Source organism: Pseudomonas sp. LARHCG127 (assembly GCF_052871455.1).
On record NZ_JBIXJT010000006.1, the window covers coordinates 236,730 to 259,597 of the forward strand.

General features: G+C 63.6%; 17 protein-coding genes, 1 pseudogene and 2 riboswitches. Of the genes and pseudogenes, 6 read left to right on the forward strand and 12 right to left on the reverse strand.

Features of this window, described 5'->3' with window-relative positions; all coding sequences use genetic code 11:
* Positions 1-22: 22 nt before the first annotated feature.
* The 10 genes and pseudogenes from ACIPQ1_RS12815 to cobW all read right to left on the reverse strand — a co-directional run bounded on the left by ACIPQ1_RS12815 (position 23) and on the right by cobW (position 12,320).
* Positions 23-829: an amino acid ABC transporter ATP-binding protein gene (locus ACIPQ1_RS12815; RefSeq protein WP_250965345.1), complete on the reverse strand. Its 807-nt coding sequence runs from the start codon at positions 827-829 to the stop codon at positions 23-25.
* Positions 826-1,488, reverse strand: a complete 663-nt coding sequence (locus tag ACIPQ1_RS12820) for an amino acid ABC transporter permease (protein ID WP_053121514.1) — start codon at positions 1,486-1,488, stop codon at positions 826-828. The genes ACIPQ1_RS12815 and ACIPQ1_RS12820 overlap by 4 nt, the downstream gene beginning before the upstream one ends.
* Before the next feature lie 9 nt (positions 1,489-1,497).
* Entirely contained in the window at positions 1,498-2,160 is a 663-nt protein-coding gene (locus ACIPQ1_RS12825) for an amino acid ABC transporter permease (protein WP_014338685.1), read from the reverse strand.
* Between the two features lie 54 nt (positions 2,161-2,214).
* On the reverse strand, positions 2,215-3,063 hold the full coding sequence (locus tag ACIPQ1_RS12830) for a transporter substrate-binding domain-containing protein (protein WP_207961909.1): 849 nt from the start codon (positions 3,061-3,063) through the stop codon (positions 2,215-2,217).
* Between the two features lie 380 nt (positions 3,064-3,443).
* A pseudogene (locus tag ACIPQ1_RS12835) lies at positions 3,444-3,746 on the reverse strand (hypothetical protein); the annotation flags it as partial.
* A 55-nt stretch (positions 3,747-3,801) separates the two neighbouring features.
* A complete protein-coding gene (locus ACIPQ1_RS12840) occupies positions 3,802-5,448 on the reverse strand; it encodes a phospholipase D-like domain-containing protein (protein WP_446534232.1) in 1,647 nt (548 codons plus the stop codon).
* 199 nt (positions 5,449-5,647) lie between these two features.
* Positions 5,648-6,382 (reverse strand): vWA domain-containing protein, encoded by a 735-nt coding sequence (locus tag ACIPQ1_RS12845; RefSeq protein ID WP_446534233.1) that lies wholly within the window; start codon positions 6,380-6,382, stop codon positions 5,648-5,650.
* Complete coding sequence (locus ACIPQ1_RS12850; protein ID WP_446534234.1) at positions 6,307-7,305, reverse strand: ATP-binding protein; 999 nt, start codon at positions 7,303-7,305, stop codon at positions 6,307-6,309. Before ACIPQ1_RS12850 ends, ACIPQ1_RS12845 begins: the two co-directional genes overlap by 76 nt.
* Before the next feature lie 173 nt (positions 7,306-7,478).
* Positions 7,479-11,252, reverse strand: coding sequence for a cobaltochelatase subunit CobN (gene cobN / locus ACIPQ1_RS12855; RefSeq protein WP_446534235.1), 3,774 nt, complete (start codon positions 11,250-11,252; stop codon positions 7,479-7,481).
* Positions 11,253-11,255: 3 nt separating this feature from the next.
* The gene (gene cobW, locus ACIPQ1_RS12860) at positions 11,256-12,320 is read right to left on the reverse strand and encodes a cobalamin biosynthesis protein CobW (protein WP_411385019.1); all 1,065 of its coding nucleotides are present in this window, start codon (positions 12,318-12,320) and stop codon (positions 11,256-11,258) included.
* A 96-nt stretch (positions 12,321-12,416) separates the two neighbouring features.
* Positions 12,417-12,631: riboswitch (cobalamin riboswitch) on the reverse strand.
* 198 nt (positions 12,632-12,829) lie between these two features.
* Positions 12,830-13,053: riboswitch (cobalamin riboswitch) on the forward strand.
* Positions 13,054-13,154: 101 nt separating this feature from the next.
* Between cobW and ACIPQ1_RS12865 the strand changes: the two genes are divergently transcribed.
* From ACIPQ1_RS12865 to cobM, 4 genes are all read left to right on the forward strand, one after another.
* Positions 13,155-13,343: a CbtB domain-containing protein gene (locus ACIPQ1_RS12865; RefSeq protein WP_053121497.1), complete on the forward strand. Its 189-nt coding sequence runs from the start codon at positions 13,155-13,157 to the stop codon at positions 13,341-13,343.
* A gap of 11 nt (positions 13,344-13,354) precedes the next feature.
* The gene (locus ACIPQ1_RS12870) at positions 13,355-14,050 is read left to right on the forward strand and encodes a CbtA family protein (protein ID WP_411385020.1); all 696 of its coding nucleotides are present in this window, start codon (positions 13,355-13,357) and stop codon (positions 14,048-14,050) included.
* Positions 14,047-14,454, forward strand: a complete 408-nt coding sequence (locus ACIPQ1_RS12875; protein WP_250965353.1) for a cobalamin biosynthesis protein — start codon at positions 14,047-14,049, stop codon at positions 14,452-14,454. The genes ACIPQ1_RS12870 and ACIPQ1_RS12875 overlap by 4 nt, the downstream gene beginning before the upstream one ends.
* Before the next feature lie 78 nt (positions 14,455-14,532).
* On the forward strand, positions 14,533-15,279 hold the full coding sequence (gene cobM, locus ACIPQ1_RS12880) for a precorrin-4 C(11)-methyltransferase (RefSeq protein ID WP_250965354.1): 747 nt from the start codon (positions 14,533-14,535) through the stop codon (positions 15,277-15,279).
* Between the two features lie 273 nt (positions 15,280-15,552).
* On the opposite strand, the gene nfuA is transcribed toward cobM, so the two are convergent.
* Both nfuA and ACIPQ1_RS12890 read right to left on the reverse strand, forming a co-directional pair.
* Positions 15,553-16,137 (reverse strand): Fe-S biogenesis protein NfuA, encoded by a 585-nt coding sequence (nfuA, locus tag ACIPQ1_RS12885; RefSeq protein ID WP_003182850.1) that lies wholly within the window; start codon positions 16,135-16,137, stop codon positions 15,553-15,555.
* 115 nt (positions 16,138-16,252) lie between these two features.
* Positions 16,253-18,541 (reverse strand): fatty acid cis/trans isomerase, encoded by a 2,289-nt coding sequence (locus tag ACIPQ1_RS12890; protein ID WP_446534236.1) that lies wholly within the window; start codon positions 18,539-18,541, stop codon positions 16,253-16,255.
* 154 nt (positions 18,542-18,695) lie between these two features.
* On the opposite strand from ACIPQ1_RS12890, the gene metH reads away from it, so the two are divergent.
* Together metH and ACIPQ1_RS12900 are read left to right on the forward strand one after the other, a co-directional pair.
* Complete coding sequence (gene metH, locus ACIPQ1_RS12895) at positions 18,696-22,406, forward strand: methionine synthase (RefSeq protein WP_446534237.1); 3,711 nt, start codon at positions 18,696-18,698, stop codon at positions 22,404-22,406.
* A gap of 129 nt (positions 22,407-22,535) precedes the next feature.
* Entirely contained in the window at positions 22,536-22,754 is a 219-nt protein-coding gene (locus tag ACIPQ1_RS12900) for a DUF2970 domain-containing protein (RefSeq protein ID WP_250965358.1), read from the forward strand.
* Positions 22,755-22,868: the final 114 nt, after the last annotated feature.

Here is a 22,868-nt window from a genome sequence, read left to right on the forward strand (position 1 = left end):
AACTGATTGATAGCTGAATGGATTAAAAACGGGTGTTCTTGAGGAATTCCGCCAGACGCGGCGATTGCGGCCGCTCGAACAGCTCCTTGGGTGGCCCTTGTTCTTCGATGCGGCCCTGGTTCATGAACACGATCTTGTCGGAGACCTCGAAGGCGAAGCGCATTTCGTGGGTCACCAGCAGCATGGTCATGCCGTCTTCGGCCAGGCCCTTGATCACGTTCAGCACCTCACCGACCAGCTCCGGGTCCAGGGCCGAGGTGACTTCGTCGAACAGCATCAGGCTGGGGTTCATCGCAATCGCCCGGGCAATCGCCACGCGTTGCTGCTGGCCGCCGGACAACTGGCCGGGAAAGTGGTCGCGCCGCTCCAACAGGCCGACCCGCTCCAGCCATTTTTCGGCCAGGGCCACCGCTTCGTCCTTGTGCAGTTTTTTCACCTTGAGCAGGCCCAGGGTGACGTTCTGCAACGCGGTCAGATGCGGGAACAGGTTGAACTGCTGGAAGGCCATGCCGGTCATGGCTCGATGGCGGGCGATGACTTTCTCGGCGTGGCGCACGCGCTTGCCAGCCACCTCGTCATAGCCGATGGACTCGCCGTCGAGCACGATCCGGCCGCCCTGGAATTCTTCCAGCATGTTCACGCAACGCAGCAATGTGGTCTTGCCCGAACCGCTGGAGCCGATCAGCGTGACCACATTGCCGCGCTGCATGCTCAGGTCCACGCCCTTGAGCACTTCCAGCGGGCCGTATTGTTTGCGCAGGCCGCGAATGTCCAGCAGCGGCTGGGCGTTTGAGAGCTTTGTACTGGAGAGTTTCGAAACGTCAGTCATGGCAACGCCACCCGCTTTTCAATGTGCCGTCCGAGCAATTCGATGGCGTAGTTGATGATGAAAAAGAGAAACCCGGCGAACAGGTAAAATTCCAACGTCATGAAGGTCCGGGCGATGATCTGCTGGGTGCTGAGCAGCAATTCGGCGACGCCGATCACCGACAGCAAGGTCGAGGCCTTGACGATCTCCGTGGAGGAATTGACCCAGGTTGGCAGGATCTGCCGCAACGCCTGGGGCAACAGCACGTAACCCAGCGCCTGGTAGAACGTCAGGCCGATGGCCTGGCTCGCTTCCATCTGCCCACGGGGCAATGCCTGCAAGGCGCCGCGCACGATCTCGGCCACGTGGGAGCCGCAGAACAGCGTCAAGCCCAGCACGCCGGCCTGGAACGCGCCGATCTGCCAGCCCAGGGCCGGGGCCATGTAGAAGCAGGCCAGCACCAGCACGAAGACTGGCGTGCCGCGAATCAGGTCGACGTAGAAACGAAACGGCGCACGCATCCAGACACGGCCGTACGTCAACGCCAATCCGGCGACGACACCGATCAAGGTGCCCAACACAATCGCCAGCAGCGAACACTGCACGCTGGTCAGGAAACCGGCCCACAGGGTGTCCCGGGCGACCCACAACTCATGCAACCAACTGGGGGATTCGTACATGGGAGACTCCTAACGGCGGATCGCCAGGCGCTGCTCGAAATACCGCAGCAGCATGGCAATCAGGTAACAGGCCGCGACATACAAGGCCGTGGTCACCAGCCAGGTTTCGATCACCCGGTAGCTCTCCACGTTGATCTTGCGGGCGTAGTAAGTCAGCTCTGGCACGGCAATCGCCGCCGCCAGGGAGGTGTCCTTGAACAGCGAAATGAAGTTGTTCGACAAGGCCGGCAATACGTTGCGCAGCATCACCGGCACGGTGACGTAGGCCTTCACCTGCCACTCGCCCAGGCCGATGGCCAATCCCGCTTCACGCTGTCCCTTGTGAATGCTCAACAGCCCGCCGCGAAACACTTCGGTCAGGTAGGCCCCGGCGTACAACGAGAGGGTGATGACGAACGACGGCAGCTTGTCCAGGCGAATGCCCAGGCTCGGCAAGGCGAAGTAGATCAACAGGATCAGCACCAGGATCGGCGTATTGCGGATCACCGTGACATACACCGACGCCAGCACCCGCAACACGCGATGCTTGCTGAGCAGCGCGAACGCCATCGCCAGGCCGATCACGCAGCCGATGGCGATCGACACCAGCGCCAGGGAAAGCCCCAGGCCGAGCCCCGCCAGCAAGGTGTCGAAATCGCGCCAGACGGCGGCAAAGTTCAACTGATAATTCATGGTCGGCAGTACCTTCGACGGTGCGCCCACAAAGGGCGCCCCGGGCTCACAGGGTCATTTGAATTCAACGGGGAAACCGATCGCCGGCGACGGCAGCTCGACGCCGAACCACTGCTTGAACGACGCCGCGTAGGTGGGGAATTCCACACCGGTCATGGCCTCATGCAAGGTGGTGTTGACGAAGTTCAGCCAGTCCTGGTCGCCGCGCTTGACCGCGCAGGCGTAGGTTTGTGGGCTCCAGGCGTAGGCCGGGCTGCGATAGCGCCCTGGGTTCTGCACCATCAGGTATTTGACCGAGGACTGGTCGGTGGCGGCGGCATCGGCGCGGCCGGAGTTCACGGCCTGGTACATCAGGTCGACGCTGTCGTACTGGTCGACCTTGGCCTTGGGCAATGCCTGGTGCACCAGCTCTTCGGCGTAGACGTTCTGCAGCACCGCCACGGTAACGTCGTCATCCGCCGCCTTGAGGTCTTCGATTTCCTTGTACTTGCTGTTGGCCGGCAGCAGCAGGCCCACGCCTTCGCGGTAGTACGGCAGGGTGAACGCCACTTGCTGGGCGCGACTGGCGGTGACGGTGATGAACTGGCAGCTCATGTCGACCTTGTCGGTCAGCAGGTTGGGAATACGCGCATCGGACGACTGCACCACGAACTCGACTTTCTCCGGGTCATTGAACAGGCCCTTGGCGACCATCCGCGCGATGTCGATATCAAAACCCTGCAACTTGCCATCCGCTCCCTGGAAGTGCCACGGCGCATTGGTACTGCCCGTGCCCACGATCAATTTCCCCCGTTGCAGCACGCTGTCCAGCTTGCTGTCGGCCGCCTGAGCGACCCCCATGGCAGCCGTCGTGGCCACGAAGAGAAAAACACACGCTTTGAACAAGGAAGGTCGGCGTTGCATGGCAAGCACTCCAGAGTGAGTTTATTCCGCTATACCGGAACATGGTATGTAACAACGGAATAGACAGCAGAAAGTGTGCCACAGGCTCGAGGGCCCTGGGAGAGAAAAATAGAAATTGAGGGAAATCAGGGAGATGAGAAAAACAAGTGGGCGGACGGTGAAGTCTGCCTGCAAACACTGTTGCTACCGTTGGCCACGACGCACGGGTAACAAGGTCCCAAACCGGAGCTGCGCCGAGTATTCGGCGCCCCCAAACGGAGCCATTCTGGAATGTGTGAATGATTACCCTGTGGGAGCGAGCTTGCTCGCGATAGCGGTGGATCAGCCAAGGTTGATGCCAACTGACCTGACGCCATCGCGAGCAAGCTCGCTCCCACAGGGCAATAGACCCCGCCCCGGGGCCCGACGCAGTAATTGCCACTGCCGCACTGGCAACCGTCGGTTGATTTGAGCAACGATTGCGGCCGGGCGTCGTTGCGAAGCCCCAGCACCGCGGAACAGGACTTCTTCGAAGCGCTGATGGAACCGTCGTTGCACAAGAAGGTATCGCCGTCACACCCGGCAATACCGCCCTTGCGCCCGGAACACGGCTGATTGGCGGCAAGGGCCGAAGCCCCCAGGGCCAACAACAGGATCGCTACACTGGTACGAAGTAGAGTGGACGTTCCGTGACAGGGTTTCATGGCAGCTTCCAGGCCGATAGATGGCCCTATGCTATCACCTGATCAACTACTACACCTAACGTCCGCAAAACCTCACCCGGGACAACATCCGCAAATCCCCCTCGCGGTAATAGTCATCGCTCCAGCTGTCATTCACCGCCAGCGGCTTGACCTGCTTGAGGGCGAGTTTTTTCGCGAAATAACGAAAGCGGTAATGCTCGTAGAAACGCAGCAGTTCCAGGCCGTAGCGGTCGGCCAGGTCGGTGTCGCCCTGGATGATGAGGTAATTCTCGTCGTTGCCACTGCTGGCCGCGGCGCTCAGGTTGTGGCTGCCGCTGAGAATGGTCGGCGTGTCGCTGGTGAAGTCGGTGACGATGGCTTTGGTGTGCACCAGCAGGTTGCCCTTCTGGCCTTTCATATTCTCCCGCAGCCAGCCTTCCAGGCCGGTGTTGAGCAACGCGGTGGCGGCGAACTCGGCGGTGCGGTCGGCATGGAAGCCGGTGATGCGGCTCCGGGTGTTTTGCAGGCCGTAGCGCAGCACATCGTCATTGGGTGCGCCGAGCAAAGCGTCGAGGATGCGGTCGGGCAACACGAAGGCGGTGACGAACAACAGGTCCTTTCGCGCTCCCTTGATGATGTCGACGAAACGATCCAGGTCGCCCTCCCCGGTGCGCGGCGAAAACCCGGCGAACAACGCCTCTTGCGGCGCCATGGCGTTGTTCAGGTTCAACCATTGGCGAGTGGCATCGACATCTTGGGGGGTCGCCCAGATTTGCTCGAACACCTGGAGGTAGCTGCTGCTGATCCGGGGATCGTCCAGCACATGCACGACGTTGGCCTGGCGGTAGACACCGTTGGCGGTGAAATTGGTGCTGCCGCACAGCACGGCCTCGGGTTGCAATGAACCGCTGCCCTGCACCTTGCTCAGCACAATGAACTTGTTGTGGAAAATGTTGTGGGTGACCCGCCCACGTTTGTTGGCAGCCGGCATGCTCTCGAGACTGGCTTCGTTGCGTGCCGTGGTGTCGTCTTCCGGCTCGGCGTGGTACAGCACTCGCACCCGGGCGCCGCGAGCGTGAGCGGCGGTCACCGCGTCGACGATCACTGGCAGTTCGTATTCATAGATAGCGACGTCCAAGGCCCAGCTGGCATCCAGCGCCCGGTCGATAAAACCGATCAAGCGCCCCAGCAAACCGTTTTCCAGCCAGCGACGCGGGGCGTCGGGCCAGTCGTCGATGGACAGGTGCTTGTTGGCGTCGATCAGCGCGTCCAGCTCGGGAAACTTGCGCTGGAACGCCTGGCTGGCGGCCACGGCACGGTTGAAAATCACGCGCTGGTTGGTCGGTTGCCCGTCGTCGCTGGTGACGGTGACTTCCAGGGATTCACCCAACTGCGGTGCCTCGGGACTGCCATAGGCCAGGTGCACACGGTAATGGATCGTCACGCCGGGGTTGACGGCGTAGTCGGCCCAGCGAAATTTCTGCAAGGGCGCCTTGTCGCTGGGGGTGGCGTGGAACTGGGGAAAGGTATGGGCCTTGTCGGGGAAGGTCAGGCTGTTGAACAGGAACAGCCAGGGCTTGTTGCCCTGCTGCTTCTCGATGGCAAAGCCCAGCAAGCCCTGGCGCCGGTGTTCAGCCAGGTCCATGGCGAGCAGCACGCCGTTGGTGCCGGCATAGGCCTTGACCCGAAAATCGTCTTGGGGATTGGTGACGAGTACGCGCATGGTTCACTCCTGTGAGGGGCTGGCTGAGCATAGTGCAGTGATGCGGGTTCGCTGGGCAGGTCATTGGAACCAAGGGGATGCCATCGCGAGCAAGCTCGCTCCCACATGGGTTTCGCCATGAACACATGAATGATGAACACCTCGGCCCCCTGTGGGAGCGAGCTTGCTCGCGATAGGGCCCTGACAGTCACAGCACATTTCAATCAGCCTCATCGATATGCCGATACTCAGCTCCCAACAGCCCCGCCAACTGCCGGGCCCGGCCCAGGCGAATCGGGCCTCTTTCGATGTCGATCAACAGGCACGGGCAATCGAGGACCGGCGGTAAAAGCCCTTCCTTGACGCGTCCATCGGTCATTACCAGCACCCGTTGCTGCTCCGCCGGGTAGCGTTTGCGCCGCGCCACCAGCCAGCGACCGGTCTCGCTCAACGCCGCCAGCAACGGCGTTCCGCCCCCTGCACCCAAGCCATCGAGCCAGTCGCGCAGACCGGCCGAGGCCTTTAGCCCCTGCACCTGCCAGTTCGGTTGCGTGCCGCTGGCTGTCAGCAGCGCCAAGCGGGCGCGTTGTCGGTAGGCGTCGTCGAACAATTGCGCCAGCAGGCCTTTGCCGTCACTCAAGGCGCGATGACGCCGGGTCGAGGCCGACGCATCGACGATGATCAGCCACAGCTCATGGGGAGACCGATGGCGATCGTGCCAACGCAAATCTTCATGTCGGCGTGGTCGGCCGTTGAGCAACGTCCCCGGCCAGTTCACCGCACCGCTGGCCGCCGCTTTGCTCCGGCCCTGACGGCCCTGGTCGAGGCGTCCGGCGCGGGGTCTGGCATTCGCCCCCGCCGGCGAACGGGGGCGAATGCCTAGGGCTTTTTTGGCCAGCTCGGCACATCGCGCCGGGCCCCGGTCGGCAATGCCCGCGCTGGCAGGTCGCCCCACTGGCCCTGGCCTTCGTTGGGTTCGGTGGTTTTTTCCGCCCCCGTCGGTGCCTGGGACGGCACCGGTGCCGAATGCCCGCGCCGCCGGTGCCGCAAGGCAAACTCGGCGACCGCATCGATGTCTTCGCCGGCAATCGCCGCGGCGCCGCGCCAGGCGGCATGGGCCCGGGCCGCCCGCAGCCAGACCAGGTCGGCGCGCAAGCCATCGACCCCAGCGGCAAAACAACGCTCGGTGATCTGCGCCAGCGCCGCATCATCGAGGGCGATCCCGGCCAAGCGCTCGCGGGCCTGTTGGCAGCGTTCGCGCAACTGCTGTTGAGCCGTCTCCCACTCTGCGCAGAACGCCAACGGATCGCTGTCGAAATCCAACCGCCGCCGGATGATCTGGCCGCGCTCGGCCGGTGCGGTGTGACCATCGAGGGCGACGTTCAGGCCGAAACGGTCGAGCAACTGCGGACGCAGCTCGCCCTCTTCCGGGTTCATGGTGCCGATCAGGACAAAGCGCGCCGAGTGCCGATGGGAAATGCCGTCACGCTCGACCAGGTTGGTGCCGCTGGCGGCCACATCGAGCAGCAGATCCACCAGGTGATCGGGCAGCAGATTCACCTCATCGACGTACAGCACGCCACCGTCGGCCTTGGCCAGCACGCCGGGAGAAAACTGCGCGCGCCCTTCCCCCAACGCCGCGTCCAGGTCCAGGGTGCCCACCAGCCGCTCTTCGGTCGCACCGAGGGGCAAGGTGACGAACTGACCGCTGGCCAGCAGGTCCGCCAGGCCCCGGGCCAATGTGGACTTGGCCATGCCCCGCGGACCTTCGATCAGCACACCGCCGATTCTCGGGTCGATGGCGGCCAGGCACAGGGCCAGTTTCAGGTCATCGGCGCCGACCACGGCGGAGAGTGGGAAATGGGGGGTGTGGGTCATGTTGAATATCTCATGCATGTGAGAGAGTCCCTGTGGCGAGGGAGCTTGCTCCCGCTCGGCTGCGCAGCAGTCGTCATTCTGAAAGGGCACTGGGACTTCAGGTTCCGGGGGCTGCTGCGCAGCCCAGCGGGAGCAAGCTCCCTCGCCACAAGGGCTGGTCTGTGGTCCTCATTTCAGCCATCTTCTTCTATGTCCAACAACAAGTTCTCCAGCGCCTCGCGATACTCGCCTGGATCCTGCCACATCCCTCGCTGCTGCGCTTCGAGCATGCGCTCGGTCATGTCCCGCAGGGCGTCGGGGTTGTGCCGGCGGACGAACTCTCGGGTGTCCGGATCGAGCAGGTAGGCATCGGCCAGCAAGGCGTACTGGTGATCGTCGATCAATTGGGTGGTGGCATCGAAGGCAAACAGGTTGTCCACCGTCGCCGCCAGTTCGAACGCGCCTTTGTAGCCGTGCCGCTTCACGCCGTCGATCCACTTCGGATTGGCCGCGCGGGAGCGGATGACCCGGTTGAGCTCTTCCTTGAGGGTACGAATCCTGGGCAAGTCCGGCTGGCTGTGATCGCCATGGTAACTGGCCGCCGCATCGCCACTGAGGGTCTCGACCGCCGCCAGCATGCCGCCCTGGAACTGGTAGTAATCGTTGGAATCGAGCAGGTCGTGCTCGCGGTTGTCCTGGTTCTGCAACACCGCCTGCACCTGGCTCAAGCGCCGGGAGAACTGCTCCCGGGCGGCGGTGCCTTCATCGCTGGCACCGTAGGCGTAGCCGCCCCAGTTCAGGTACACCTCGGCCAGGTCCTCGCGGCTCTGCCACAAACGACCGTCAATCGCACCCTGCACGCCCGCGCCATAGGCACCGGGCTTGGCCCCGAAAATCCGCCAGCCGGCCTGGCGCGCCGCGGCTTCCGGCTCAAGACCCGACGCCTGCAAGGCTTCGCGCTCGCTGCGCACCTTGGCCGCCAAGGGGTTCATGTCGTCCGGCTCATCGAGGGCGGCGACGGCCTGCACGGCGGCGTCGAACAAGCGGATCAGGTTGGCAAAGGCATCCCGGAAGAACCCGGACACCCGCAACGTGACATCGACCCGGGGCCGGTCCAGCAGGCTCAACGGCAGGATCTCGAAGTCATCGACCCGCTGGCTGCCGGTGGCCCACACCGGACGCACGCCCATCAACGCCATGGCCTGGGCGATGTCGTCACCGCCGGTGCGCATCGTGGCGGTGCCCCACACCGACAGGCCGAGCTGGCGCAGGTGATCGCCGTGGTCCTGCAAGTGCCGTTCAAGGATCAGATTCGCCGACTGGAAACCGATGCGCCACGCCGTGGTGGTGGGCAGGTTGCGCACGTCCACTGAGAAAAAGTTTCGCCCGGTGGGCAATACGTCCAGACGCCCGCGGCTCGGCGCGCCGCTGGGGCCGGCCGGCACGAAGCGCCCGCCCAGGGCATCGAGCAGGCCACGCATTTCCGCCGGGCCGCAGGCATCCAGGCGCGGGGCTACGACGGACCGCAGGTTTTCAATAATGTCGAAAACCGTCTCCCAGCCCACCCCCTCCAGTGGCTCGACGACACCGTCCAGCGCCCGCTCGATCAACTGCGCCGCGAACAGCTCCAGGCGCTCGCGGGTATCACCGGCGGTGCGCCAAGGCTCGGTACTGACCTGACGCAACGCCTCGGGGCGCTCCCCCGTCCAGGGCTCGGCCAAGGCACAATCCAGCGGATCGAAACCCAGCCCGAACGCCTTGGCCAGCGCCCGCAACAGACTCGACTGGGCGCCTTTGCCATCGCCCCGGGGAATGCGCAGCAACGCCAGCAACGTATCGATGCGCAGCCGCCCGCTGGGCGACTCGCCAAAAACGTGCAGGCCGTCGCGGATCTGCGACTCCTTCAAGTCGCACAGGTACGTGTCCAGGCGGGGCAGCCAGATCGCCGCGTCGGCATCGCTGTCCAGGGCGGCATCCAGTTGCAGCTCACGGTCGATGTGCGTCTCGCGCACCAGGTTGAGGATGTCCCGTTGCAGTTCCCGGGCGCGGCGCGGATCGAGCAATTGCGCCTCGTAGTACTCGTCCGCCAACAACTCGAGGTTACGCAGCGGCCCATAGGTTTCGGCCCGGGTCAGCGGCGGCATCAAGTGGTCGATGATCACCGCCTGGGTCCGTCGTTTGGCCTGGGCGCCCTCGCCCGGGTCGTTGACGATGAATGGATAGATATTCGGCAGCGGCCCCAGCAGCACGTCCGGCCAGCAGTTTTCCGAGAGCCCGACGCCCTTGCCCGGCAGCCATTCGAGGTTGCCGTGCTTGCCGACGTGGATCGTTGCGTGGACGCCGTAGGTGTGGCGCAACCAGAAATAAAACGCCAGGTACCCGTGGGGCGGCACCAGGTCCGGGTCGTGGTACACCGCGCTCGGATCGACCTGATAACCCCGCGCCGGCTGGATGCCGACAAACGTCAGGCCCAGGCGCAGGCCGGCGACCATCAGGCGCCCGTCGCGGAACATCGGGTCCTGGTCGGGCGAGCCCCAGCGTGCCAACACCGCTTGGCGATTGGCCTCGGGCAGCGCGTCGAACAGGGATTGGTAGGCATCGAGGGCCAGGCTCTGGTGACAGGGACGCAAGTCGAGGCTGTCCAGGTCGTTACTGACCCCGCCGAGCAATTGCTGGATCAACGCAGTGCCGCTCGCCGGCAGTTCGGCCGGCAGTGGATAGCCCTCGGCCTGCAAGGCCCGCAGGATGTTCAAGGCCGCCGCCGGGGTGTCCAGGCCGACACCGTTGCCGATGCGCCCATCCCGGGTCGGGTAGTTGGCGAGGATCAGCGCCACTCGCTTTTGCCCGTTGGGCAGGCACGCCAGGGTGGTCCAGCGCTGGGCCAGTGCGGCGACAAAATCCATGCGCTCGGGCACGGCGCGGTAGCAGACCACGTCGCTCTGGCTGCGTTCGCTGCGCCAGGCCAAGTCCTTGAAACTGATGGGACGGCTGATGATTCGTCCGTCCAGTTCCGGCAAGGCAATGTGCATCGCCAGGTCCCGTGGTCCCAAGCCCTGCTCGTTGGCACGCCAGCCGGGTTCGTTGTCCTGGGCGCAAATGGCCTGGATCACCGGGATATTGCGGCGAAACGGTCGCAAATGCGGCGCTTCGGGGCTGGATTGAGCGAAGCCGGTGGTGTTGAGGATCACCCCCGCTTCCACCTCGTCCAGCCAGTCCTCGACCCGCGCAAGGCAAGCCGGCTCCTTGAGGCTGGCCACGGCAATCGGCAGCGGATTGAGCCCCGCCGCTTGCAGGCGCTGGCAGAACACGTCGATGAACGCGGTGTTCGCCGCTTGCAGGTGGGAGCGATAAAACAGCACCGCCGCCACCGGTTGCCCGACCTGCCAGTCGGCTTGCCAATCGCCGAGGCTGGCGCTGATTTTCGCCGGGTGATAGATAGCCGTGCGTGGCAAGGCCTGCGGCTCGGCCCAGGGGTAATCGCGGCCGAACCATTGGCTGCCGAGATTGTGAAACAAGTCCAGGGCATTGCCCAACCCGCCCTGGCGCAAGAACTGCCAGAGCCGGTCGCGGTCCTCGACGGCCACGTTGCTCAGGTCACTGAGCTCCGGGTCCGGACGGTCATCCCCCGGCACCAGGATCAGCTTCACCCCGCGTCCGGCCAGCTCCATCAGGCGCTCGATGCCGTAGCGCCAATAGCCGATGCCGCCGTGCAGCGACAGCAGGATCACCTTGGCGTGTTGCAGCACGTCTTCGAAATACAGGTCCACCGAGGCGTGGTTCTGCACCTGCATCGGGTTGGCGAGGCGAAACTGCGGGTAGTCGTCCGGCAACTGCCGCGCCGCTTCGGCCAATAGCGCCAGGCTGGAGTCGCCGCTGCACAGGATCACCAGTTCGGCGGGGGTTTGCCCCAGGTCGGCAATGTTGTCATCCGACACGAAACCGCCGGGCTGAGTCCTGAGCAGGTGCATGGCTTAGGCGCTGAGGGCGGCGCGCAATTGCGCTTCGAGCAGCGCGGCATCCAGCGCCTGGCCGATCAGCACCAGACGGGTGACCCGCGCTTCCTCGGCGCCCCACTGACGGTCGAAATGCTTGTCGAAGCGCGTACCGACGCCCTGGATCAACAGGCGCATCGGCTTGTTCGGGATCGCCGCAAAACCCTTGATCCGCAGTACGCCGTGCTGGACCACCAGTTGCGTCAGTGCATCCAGCAGCAGGCTTTCGTCGGCCTGGGGCAGTTCGATGGAAATGGAATCGAAGGCGTCATGATCGTGGTCGTCATCGTCGCCGTCATGGTGATGGTCGTGATGGCTGTGGCGACCGTCGATGTGTTCTTCGGAACCGGCGCCCAGGCCGATCAGCACGTCCAGTGGCAGCCGACCGCTGCTGGCTTCGATGACCTTGACCGCTGGCGGCAGTTCTTCGGCGACTTCCAGGCGCACCCTGGCCAGGTCTTCAGGGCTGATCAGGTCGGCCTTGTTGAGGATCACCAGGTCGGCGCTGGCCAGTTGGTCGGCGAACAATTCGTGCAGCGGCGATTCGTGATCCAGGTTCGGGTCGAGTTTGCGCATGGCGTCGACCTGGTCGGGGAAGGCGGCGAAGGTACCCGCGGCCACGGCCGGGCTGTCCACGACGGTGATCACCGCATCGACGGTGCAGGCGCTGCGGATTTCCGGCCACTGGAAGGCCTGGACCAGCGGCTTGGGCAGGGCCAAGCCAGAGGTTTCGATGAGGATGTGGTCGAGGTCGCCACGCCGGGCCACCAGCTCACGCATCACCGGGAAAAATTCTTCCTGCACCGTGCAGCACAGGCAACCGTTGGCCAGTTCGTAGACGCGGCCGTTGGCTTCTTCTTCGGTGCAACCGATGGTGCACTGCTTGAGGATCTCGCCGTCGATGCCCAGCTCGCCGAACTCGTTGACGATCACGGCGATGCGCCGGCCCTGGGCGTTGTCGAGCATGTGCCGCAGCAAGGTGGTCTTACCCGAGCCGAGGAAGCCGGTGACGATGGTGACGGGGAGTTTGGCCAGTGTTTTCATCGGATGCCCTTTGGCAAGGTGGCGGGCAAACGGGACGACAACCGCTGGCACAGGCGTGCGGAAGATTTCGCCACCGGATCACCCCGCCCGGTTGTAGTGAGAATCTGTTTCGAGGCAGGTCTCCTGGCTGACGGCGGGCCGGTCTTTCGACTGGCAATTGCTGCGCCTTCCCGTGCGCCTTTGGTAAAAAGGCATGCACAGTGGCCTTGCAGAAACCTCACCGTTCACAGTTGCGGGGGCAGCCGCGGCTTGGACCGCGTTCCCTTCTTAGCTCCGGCGCATGCCGAAGAACCTCGAAGGCGCAAGGCTACGCAGGGTGTGGGGGCGGGTCAATCGCCAGAGCGTTTTGCGGTGCATGGACGGGCCTCATCGCGAGCAAGCTCGCTCCCACAGTGGTTCTGCATCGCCCTCAAATTTAGGGCCCGGCGAAGATCCTGTGTGGGAGCGAGCTTGCTCGCGATGGATGCGACTCGCTGCGAGAATTGACGCCTGGACCCCACCCATGCTCTCCTGTGCGCCTAGTTACGGGTGCCCTTCACAGGGTGAAACGGGAAACCGGTGAATCGTGTGCTTTACTCCAAAGCCACGTCAGTCCGGTGCTGCCCCCGCAACGGTAAGCGAGCGAAGCGTCTGAACCACTGTGTCCACGGACATGGGAAGGGTGACGCTTGCAGGCCAGGCACAAGCCCAGCCCCTCGTGAGCCCGGAGACCGGCCCATGACTCAAGCATCAACAAACCCGCGGTGGGCGGGCGCTGTTCGAACCTTGGCGGGTTTTCGCCCGGGGTCTCATCGCGCTCGCATCCCCCACGGAACAAAAACAGAGGGAAGCGCCATGTCGACCATCAGCAGCACCGCCCGCTCCGCCAGCAGCACCACCACCCTGAGCCAACGCCTGAGCGCCGCGATCCTGGCTTCGATCCTGGGGGCGGGGTTGGTCTATTTCGCCGGTTTCTCCCACATCGAAGCGGTACACAACGCCGCCCACGATACCCGCCACAGCGCCGCCTTCCCCTGCCATTGAGAACCGACGACATGATCAAGCGTATCGCCCAGACCGCCGGTTTCAGCGGTTTGCTGGCCGCCCTGCTGTTGACCCTGTTGCAGAGTTTCTGGGTATCGCCGCTGATTCTCCAGGCGGAAACCTTCGAGAAGGCTCCGACGACCGAGGTTCACGAACACGCCGACGGGGCCACCCATACCCATGACGCCGAAGCCTGGGAGCCGGAAGACGGTTGGCAGCGGGTACTGTCCACCACCGGCGGTAACCTGGTGGTCGCCGTGGGTTTTGCCCTGATGCTGGCGGGCCTGTACACCTTGCGCGCACCGACTCGCACCTCCCAAGGCCTGCTCTGGGGCTTGGCCGGTTATGCCACCTTCGTCCTGGCACCGACCCTCGGCCTGCCCCCGGAGCTGCCCGGCACCGCGGCGGCCGACCTGGCCCAGCGGCAAATGTGGTGGATTGGCACCGCGGCGTCCACGGCGGTGGGCATTGCCTTGATCGCCTTCGGCCAGCATTGGCTGCTCAAGATACTGGGCGCGGCGACGTTGCTGGTGCCCCACGTCATCGGCGCACCGCAACCGGAAGTCCACTCGATGCTGGCGCCCGAAGCGCTTGAGAGCCAGTTCAAGATCGCCTCGCAGGTGACCAACGTCGCGTTCTGGCTGGCCCTGGGCCTGATCAGCGCCTGGCTGTTTCGCCGTGGCGACCAGGCCCACCACGACGCATGAACGCCGCGCCGATCCTGGTGATCGGCCTGGGCTGCCAGCGCGGTTGCCCGGCCAGCACACTGCGGGCCTTGCTCGAACAGACATTGATGGCCCACGGCATCGAGCTTCACCAGGTGCGGGCCCTGGCCAGTATCGACCTCAAGCGTGACGAGCCCGGGTTGTTGGAACTGGCCGGGCAATTGGGCTTGCCGCTGACCTGCTTCAGTGCCGAACAACTGGCCGACTACGAGCCGCGGCTCAGTCACCGTTCCGAGATCGCTTTCGAGCGAACCGGTTGCCACGGTATCGCCGAAAGCGCTGCCCTGGCCTTGGCCGACCAGTTGGGCACCACGACGTCGTCAACACTGCAGATTCCCCGACAGAAAGGCCCCCAATGCACGTTGGCATTGGCGGTCGTGGGGTAAAACCCGATAATCGGCGTCCAGGATCATGAGCGATATTCATCTGGGCGACGCTCACCCACCTTTCTCAGGAGCCGGTCAATGACCGTGTACTTCATCGGCGCCGGCCCCGGCGACCCGGACCTCATCACGGTCAAAGGCCAACGACTGATCCGCCAGTGTGCGGTGATCATCTACGCCGGCTCGCTGGTGCCGACCGCCGTCCTCGAAGGCCATTGTGCCGAACAGGTGATCAACAGCGCCGAGCTGCATCTGGAACAAATCATCGAATTGATCAAGAGCGCCCATCTCAAGGGCCAGGACGTGGCCCGGGTACACTCCGGCGATCCGAGCTTGTACGGCGCCATCGGCGAGCAGATTCGCTGCTTGCGGGAACTGGGCATCCCGTTCGAAATCATCCCGGGAGTAACCGCGACCTCAGCCTGCGCCGCCCTGCTGGGCGCCGAATTGACCTTGCCGGACATCTCCCAGAGCCTGATCCTCACCCGTTACGCCGACAAGTCCCCGATGCCCGCCGGGGAGGAACTGGGCAGCCTGGCCCAGCACGGGGCAACCATGGCGATTCACCTGGGGGTCAATCATCTGGAAAAAATCGTCGACGAACTGCGGCCCCACTACGGCGCCGATTGCCCGATCGCGGTGATCCACCGGGCGACCTGGCCAGATCAGGATTGGGTGATGGGGACGTTGGACGATATCGCGACAAAGGTACAAGCCAAGGGCTTTCGCCGCACGGCGCTGATTCTGGTGGGACGGGTGTTGGGCAACGATGTGTTCAGCGAGTCTTCGCTGTACCGCGCCGGGCATGCGCATCTGTACCGGCCCTGACTCCCTCAGCAAGAGCTAACCCAGATTCCCTGTGGGAGCGACAAGAAAAGTGACGGTCACCGCAGCTCCCACAGGGTTCGGCAGGTGCCCACAGGTTTACGCGGCGATCACCGAAGCTTTTGTGGCGAGGGAGCTTGCTCCCGCTGGACCGCGAAGCGGTCCCCTGGCAACCCCTGCATCATCACGAGAATGCATCGATTGCCTGGCGATTGCTTCGCAATCGAGCGGGAGCAAGCTCCCTCGCCACAGCGTTTTGCGCGCAGCGAACACCTATCAGTAGTAGGCGTTTTCTTTCTGCGTATGGTCGGTCACGTCGCGTACGCCCTTGAGTTCCGGGATGCGCTCGAGCAAGGTGCGCTCGATGCCTTCCTTCAAGGTCACGTCGGCCTGGCCGCAGCCCTGGCAGCCGCCGCCGAACTGGAGCACGGCGATGCCGTCCTCCACCACGTCGATCAGCGACACCTGGCCGCCGTGGCTGGCCAGCCCCGGGTTGATTTCGGTTTGCAGGTAATAATTGATGCGCTCGTTGACCGGGCTGTCGGCATTGACCATCGGCACCTTGGCGTTCGGCGCCTTGATGGTCAGCTGGCCGCCCATGCGGTCGGTGGCGTAGTCGACGACCGCATCGTCCAGGAAAGCTTCGCTGAACGAGTCGATGTACGCGGTGAAGCTCTTGAGCCCCAACGCGGTGTCTTCGGGTTTTTCTTCCCCCGGCTTGCAGTAGGCGATGCACGTCTCTGCGTACTGGGTGCCGGGCTGGGTGATGAAGATGCGGATCCCGATACCCGGCGTGTTCTGCTTGGACAGCAGGTCGGCCAGGTAATCGTGGGCGGCATCGGTAATGGTTATGGCGGTCATGGAAACTCCTCGCAGGCTTGCCGGCAGTTTACGCCAATCATCGCGCCGGACAAAGTCCTAGTATTTTTGTCAGGAAAGCATCCGGCGGCACGGGGTTTGCCACCGGACCTGTCGATCAGAGGTTCTGGTAGCGATTCATGTCCAGCACACCGCTTTCCACGGGCTCCGTCTCCTGGATGGACTGGCTCAGGTCATGGAAGTAGTACCAGAACTGCGGGTGGCTGCGGCGAATCCCCCAGCGCTCGACAATCCGCTCGAACGCCGGCGCGTCTTGGACGCCTTGCATGGCTTCGACGAACGCCGGCACTTGCCCGGCCGGAATGTTGAACAGGAAGTTCGGATAGCTGCTGAGCACGCCCGGGTAGACCGTCAGCGTGTCCAGCCCCGGTTGGTAGCGCCGTTCCTCCCCCAGCAGGAACGCCACGTTGCTGTGGGCGCGGTTGCGCAGCAGGCTGTAGACCTCACGCCGACCGCCAACGGTTTCGACGCGCAGCATCGTCGCTTCCGGCAGTTGGTCGATCACCTTGAGCCCCGCCGCCGGGCGCGACACCAGCCGACTGAGGGCCTGCTCGGCGTTTTGCAGCGTCGGGTCGATGTTCGGGCGCGAGCAGTAGGCCCCGTCGCAGCGGTTGAGCGGATCGGGGCGCGCGTTCAGCTCGCCATAGCGGGCTAGCAATTGCTGGGCGAAATCGCGCTTGGGGTCGTGCTCGTCAAGCTTGAGGGCCGTCGGCTTGTCATTGTCGATGGCCTCGTAATCGAGCCACATCTTGACTTTGCCACCGTCCTGGTACCAGTCGTCCAAGTACTCTTCGCGGGAGTCAGCGGGCATCAGGCGCAGGAAGTTCTGTTCCGCGCCATTGCGGATCAAGTCGAAATACAACCGGGTCTGGGCCTGGTGGGACACGTTGCCGAACACGTCGAAATTCACCGCCAGCTGATAGTAGGTACGCTCCAGCAACGGGAAGTCGAACAGCCACATTGTCTGCGGTACCTCGCCGATCAGCCCCTTGGTGACCGAAGCACTGTCGAAATGCCGGAAAATGCTCAGCAGCGCGTTGTCGTTGCCGGCCCACAGCGTCGACCAGCTCGGTGCCGGCAGCTCGGCATAGTTGTCGCGGCGCAAGGCTTCGTATTCGTTACGTTTGTCCCGATAGTCGAGCCACAGGCTGACGACACTGCCCACGTCATCGTTCTGCCCCGGCATCGCCAATAGCGGCGTGGCCTGGCCGCGATAGTTCGGGTCGGTGATGTACAGGTCGTGCTCGGGGGCCTGGAACAGCGCCCAGAAATTGTCGCGGATCACATCCGTGGCGATCTGGCCACGGCACACCGGCCCGCGAATGAACGTGCGCACGAAGTACTCGGCGTTATCGAGCATGAACTGGTAGCGGGCCTGGGCCGGGATCGCTTCGAAGGTGGAAAACGGATTGGCCCGGCGCTCCGGCCCATAACCCGGCAGCGCGCTGACCTGCCAGTTGCCGCTGTAGAACAGGCTCTTGATGCGCGCCATTTTCGCCGCGCTCAAGCCGTAGGTGATGTGGGTCTTGTGCACGATCACCCCCTGTACCGGCCAGAGCCGGTAATAAATGCGGGTACCAGGGTCGTCGTTGGGACGGCGGGTGTTGATCAGGTCGATCGGCTGGCCCGTGGGCGTGCGCGAACGCACCCACTGGAAGAAATGCCCCGGCTCGCCGCCCTTGAAATAGATGTGCGCCAGGAACCAATGTTCGAACAACCAGCGGCCCACCAGGCTTTCCCGGGCGCCCGGGGCATTGAGCAGGTTTTCCCATTGCACCACTTGCGAGGCTTCGGCGGCGCTTGGGGCCAGGGCCTGCTGATCGATGGGCGCGCCTGCGGCCAACCAGCGCTGCAGGGTCTGGTATTGCTGGTCAGTCAGGCCGGTGACGGCCAGGGGCATGCCTTCCTTGGGATGGGCACCGGCGTATTCGTCGAATTGACCCGGCATCGCGCAACTGTTGTCGCGGTTGAGGCCCAGGACGATCTCTTCCGGCAGCTTGGCGTTAGGCTGCAACGGCGTGCGATGGCCCAACTCCAGCATGCGCGCCATCAACGCAGCCTGGCTGCCCTGGGCGTCGAGCACTGAATAGAAACCCTTGCGTTGCCAGGCGCGCGGGCCGGAGGCGTCATAGAACAAGCGGGTCGGGTCGGCCGCCTGGCGCCGCTCGCCGTCATACACCGACAGCTTGCTCGCCCCCCGCGCCGCGCCCTCGCCGCTGCCCAGGTTCAACTGGCAGGCGGAGTCGTAGCAGGCATGGCAGGCCACGCATTTTTCCGTGAAGATCGGCTGGATATCGCGAGTGTAGGAGATCGCGGAAGCGGGATTCCCGGCGGCTGCGGTAAAAGACAACAGCAGCAGACTGCCGAATAAGACGCGGTACGGCATGTCTCGGGTCCCTAAGAGATAATCCGGCGATTCTACCGGGCCAGCATCGCCTTGCAAACATGAGCGATATTCATGCAAAAGCCGTCATGATCAAATCCTGCACAGGTTTGCTATCATCCCGGCCTTCGTAATGGTCTTTTTTCCAGGTAGTCCTATGTCTGATCGCAGCGCTCGCCTTTATCTTCTCCAGCAAGCCCTCAAGGAACGCATCCTGATCCTCGACGGCGGCATGGGTACGATGATCCAGAGCTACAAGCTGGAAGAACAGGACTACCGCGGCAAGCGTTTTGCCGACTGGCCGAGCGACGTCAAAGGCAACAACGATTTGCTCGTGCTCAGCCGCCCCGACGTGATCGGCGCCATTGAAAAAGCCTACCTGGATGCCGGCGCCGACATCCTGGAAACCAACACCTTCAACGCCACCCAGGTGTCCCAGGCCGACTACGGCATGCAAGGCCTGGCCTACGAGCTGAACCTGGAAGGCGCACGCCTGGCCCGTAAGGTGGCCGACGCCAAGACCCTGGAAACCCCGGACAAGCCGCGCTTCGTCGCCGGCGTGCTCGGCCCGACCAGCCGCACCTGCTCGCTGTCGCCAGACGTGAACAACCCTGGCTACCGCAACGTGACCTTCGATGAACTGGTGGAAAACTACACCGAGGCCACCAAGGGCCTGATCGAAGGCGGCGCCGACCTGATCCTCATCGAAACCATCTTCGACACGCTGAACGCGAAAGCGGCGATCTTTGCCGTGCAAGGCGTCTACGAAGAACTGGACGTCGAACTGCCGATCATGATCTCCGGCACCATCACCGACGCCTCCGGCCGCACCCTCTCCGGCCAGACCACCGAAGCCTTCTGGAACTCGGTGGCCCACGCCAAGCCCATTTCCGTCGGCCTGAACTGCGCCCTCGGCGCCAGCGAACTGCGCCCGTACCTGGAAGAGCTGTCGAACAAGGCCAGCACCCACGTATCGGCCCACCCCAACGCAGGCCTGCCCAACGAATTCGGGGAATACGACGAACTGCCAGCCGAGACGGCCAAGGTCATCGAAGAGTTTGCCCAGAGCGGTTTCCTGAACATCGTCGGCGGCTGCTGCGGCACCACCCCGGCGCACATCGAAGCCATCGCCAAGGCCGTGGCCGGCTATGCGCCGCGACAGATTCCGGAGATTCCCCGGGCCTGCCGCCTGTCGGGCCTGGAGCCGTTCACCATCGACCGCAGCTCGCTGTTCGTCAACGTCGGCGAGCGGACCAACATCACCGGTTCCGCCAAGTTCGCCCGGCTGATCCGCGAGGACAACTACACCGAAGCCCTGGAAGTGGCCCTGCAACAGGTCGAGGCCGGCGCCCAGGTGATCGACATCAACATGGACGAGGGCATGCTCGATTCGAAGAAGGCCATGGTGACCTTCCTCAATCTGATTGCCGGCGAACCGGACATTTCCCGGGTGCCGATCATGATCGACTCCTCCAAGTGGGAAGTGATCGAAGCGGGCCTCAAGTGCATCCAGGGCAAGGGCATCGTCAATTCCATCAGCATGAAGGAAGGCGTCGAGCAGTTCATCCACCACGCCAAGCTGTGCAAGCGCTACGGCGCCGCGGTGGTGGTGATGGCCTTCGACGAAGCCGGCCAGGCCGATACCGAGGCGCGCAAGAAGGAAATCTGCAAGCGCTCCTACGACATCCTGGTCAATGAAGTCGGCTTCCCGCCGGAAGACATCATCTTCGACCCGAACATCTTCGCCGTTGCCACCGGTATCGAAGAGCACAACAACTATGCCGTGGACTTCATCAACGCCTGCGCCTACATCCGCGACGAACTGCCCTACGCACTGACCTCCGGCGGCGTGTCCAACGTGTCGTTCTCGTTCCGCGGCAACAACCCGGTGCGCGAAGCGATTCACTCGGTGTTCCTGCTGTATGCGATCCGTGCGGGCCTGACCATGGGCATCGTCAACGCCGGCCAACTGGAGATCTACGACCAGATCCCGGTGGAGCTGCGCGACGCCGTGGAGGACGTGATCCTCAACCGCACCCCCGAAGGCACCGACGCCCTCCTCGCCATCGCCGACAAGTACAAGGGCGACGGCAGCGTCAAGGAAGCGGAAACCGAAGAATGGCGCGGCTGGGAAGTGAACAAGCGCCTGGAGCACGCGCTGGTCAAGGGCATAACCACCCACATCGTTGAAGACACCGAGGAATCGCGACTGTCGTTCGCCCGGCCGATCGAGGTCATCGAAGGCCCGCTGATGGCCGGCATGAACATCGTCGGCGACCTGTTTGGCGCTGGCAAAATGTTCCTGCCCCAAGTGGTCAAGTCTGCCCGTGTCATGAAGCAGGCCGTGGCGCACCTGATCCCGTTCATCGAGGCGGAAAAAGGCGACAAGCCAGAGGCGAAGGGCAAGATCCTCATGGCGACGGTCAAGGGCGACGTCCACGACATCGGCAAGAACATCGTCGGCGTCGTGTTGGGGTGCAACGGCTATGACATCGTCGACCTGGGCGTGATGGTGCCGGCGGAAAAGATCCTGCAGGTGGCCAAGGAACAGAAGTGCGACATCATCGGCCTGTCCGGCCTGATCACCCCGTCCCTGGATGAGATGGTGCACGTGGCGCGGGAGATGCAGCGCCAGGATTTCCATCTGCCGTTGATGATTGGCGGTGCTACGACCTCCAAGGCTCACACGGCGGTGAAGATCGAGCCCAAGTACAGCAACGATGCGGTGATCTATGTCACCGACGCTTCCCGCGCCGTGGGCGTGGCGACCCAGTTGCTGTCCAAGGAACTCAAGCCGGCGTTCGTCGAGAAAACCCGCCAGGACTACATCGACGTGCGCGAGCGCACCTCGAACCGCAGCGCCCGCACCGAACGCCTGAGCTACCCGGCGGCCGTGGCGAAGAAGCCGCAGTTCGACTGGAGCAGCTACCAGCCGGTCAAGCCGACCTTCACCGGTGCCAAGGTGCTGGACAATATCGACCTGAACGTCTTGGCCGAATACATCGACTGGACACCGTTCTTCATCTCCTGGGACCTGGCCGGCAAGTACCCACGCATCCTCACCGACGAAGTGGTCGGCGAAGCGGCCACGGCGTTGTACGCCGATGCCCGGGCGATGCTGCGCAAGCTGATCGACGAGAAACTCATCAGCGCCCGCGCCGTGTTCGGCTTCTGGCCCGCCAACCAGGTGCACGACGATGACCTGGAAGTCTATGGCGACGACGGCAAGCCACTGGCGCGCCTGCATCACCTGCGCCAGCAGATCATCAAGACCGACGGCAAGCCGAACTTCTCCCTGGCCGACTTCGTCGCGCCGAAGGACAGCGGCGTCACCGATTACGTCGGCGGCTTCATCACCACCGCCGGCATCGGCGCCGAAGAAGTCGCCAAGGCTTATCAAGAGGCCGGCGACGACTACAACTCGATCATGGTCAAGGCCCTGGCCGACCGTTTGGCCGAAGCCTGCGCCGAATGGCTGCACCAGCAGGTGCGCAAGGAACACTGGGGTTACGCCAAGGACGAAAGCCTGGACAACGAGGCGCTGATCAAGGAGCAATACACCGGCATCCGCCCTGCCCCCGGCTACCCGGCCTGCCCGGATCACACCGAGAAGGCCACGCTGTTCCGCCTGCTCGATCCCGAGGCCAGTGAAATGAAAGCCGGGCGCAGCGGCGTGTTCCTCACCGAACACTACGCCATGTTCCCGGCGGCGGCGGTCAGCGGCTGGTACTTCGCCCATCCCCAGGCGCAGTACTTTGCCGTGGGCAAGATCGATAAGGACCAGGTGCAGAGCTATACGGCGCGCAAGGGCCAGGATTTGAGCGTGACTGAACGTTGGTTGGCGCCGAATCTGGGTTACGACAACTAGGACCCCTTCGCTTCACAAAGATCGCAGCCTGCGGCAGCTCCTACAGGGTTTGTGGATTCCTGTAGGTGCTGCCGCAGGCTGCGATCTTTTGTCTATGCTTGTTCCAAACCCATGGCAGACGAGGGATTTATGGACGATCCAGTCGACAACAAGCCGCCAACGCTGTTGCAGATGATGCACAGCGTGCTGGCCGCCGCTTTCGGCGTGCAGAGCGGCAAGAACCGCGCCCGGGATTTCACCCACGGCAAACCGAGTCACTTCGTGATATTGGGGATCGCTTTCACGGCGATCTTCGCCTTGACGTTGTTTGGCATCGTCAAGCTGGTGGTGCATCTGGCGGGGTTGTAGCTCTTCAACGCCACACAAAATCCTGTGGGAGCGAGCTTGCTCGCGATAGCGATTGTTCAGTCAGGCATGATGGGGATGTTTAACCCCGATAGCGAGCAAGAGCGCGCCCCCCAA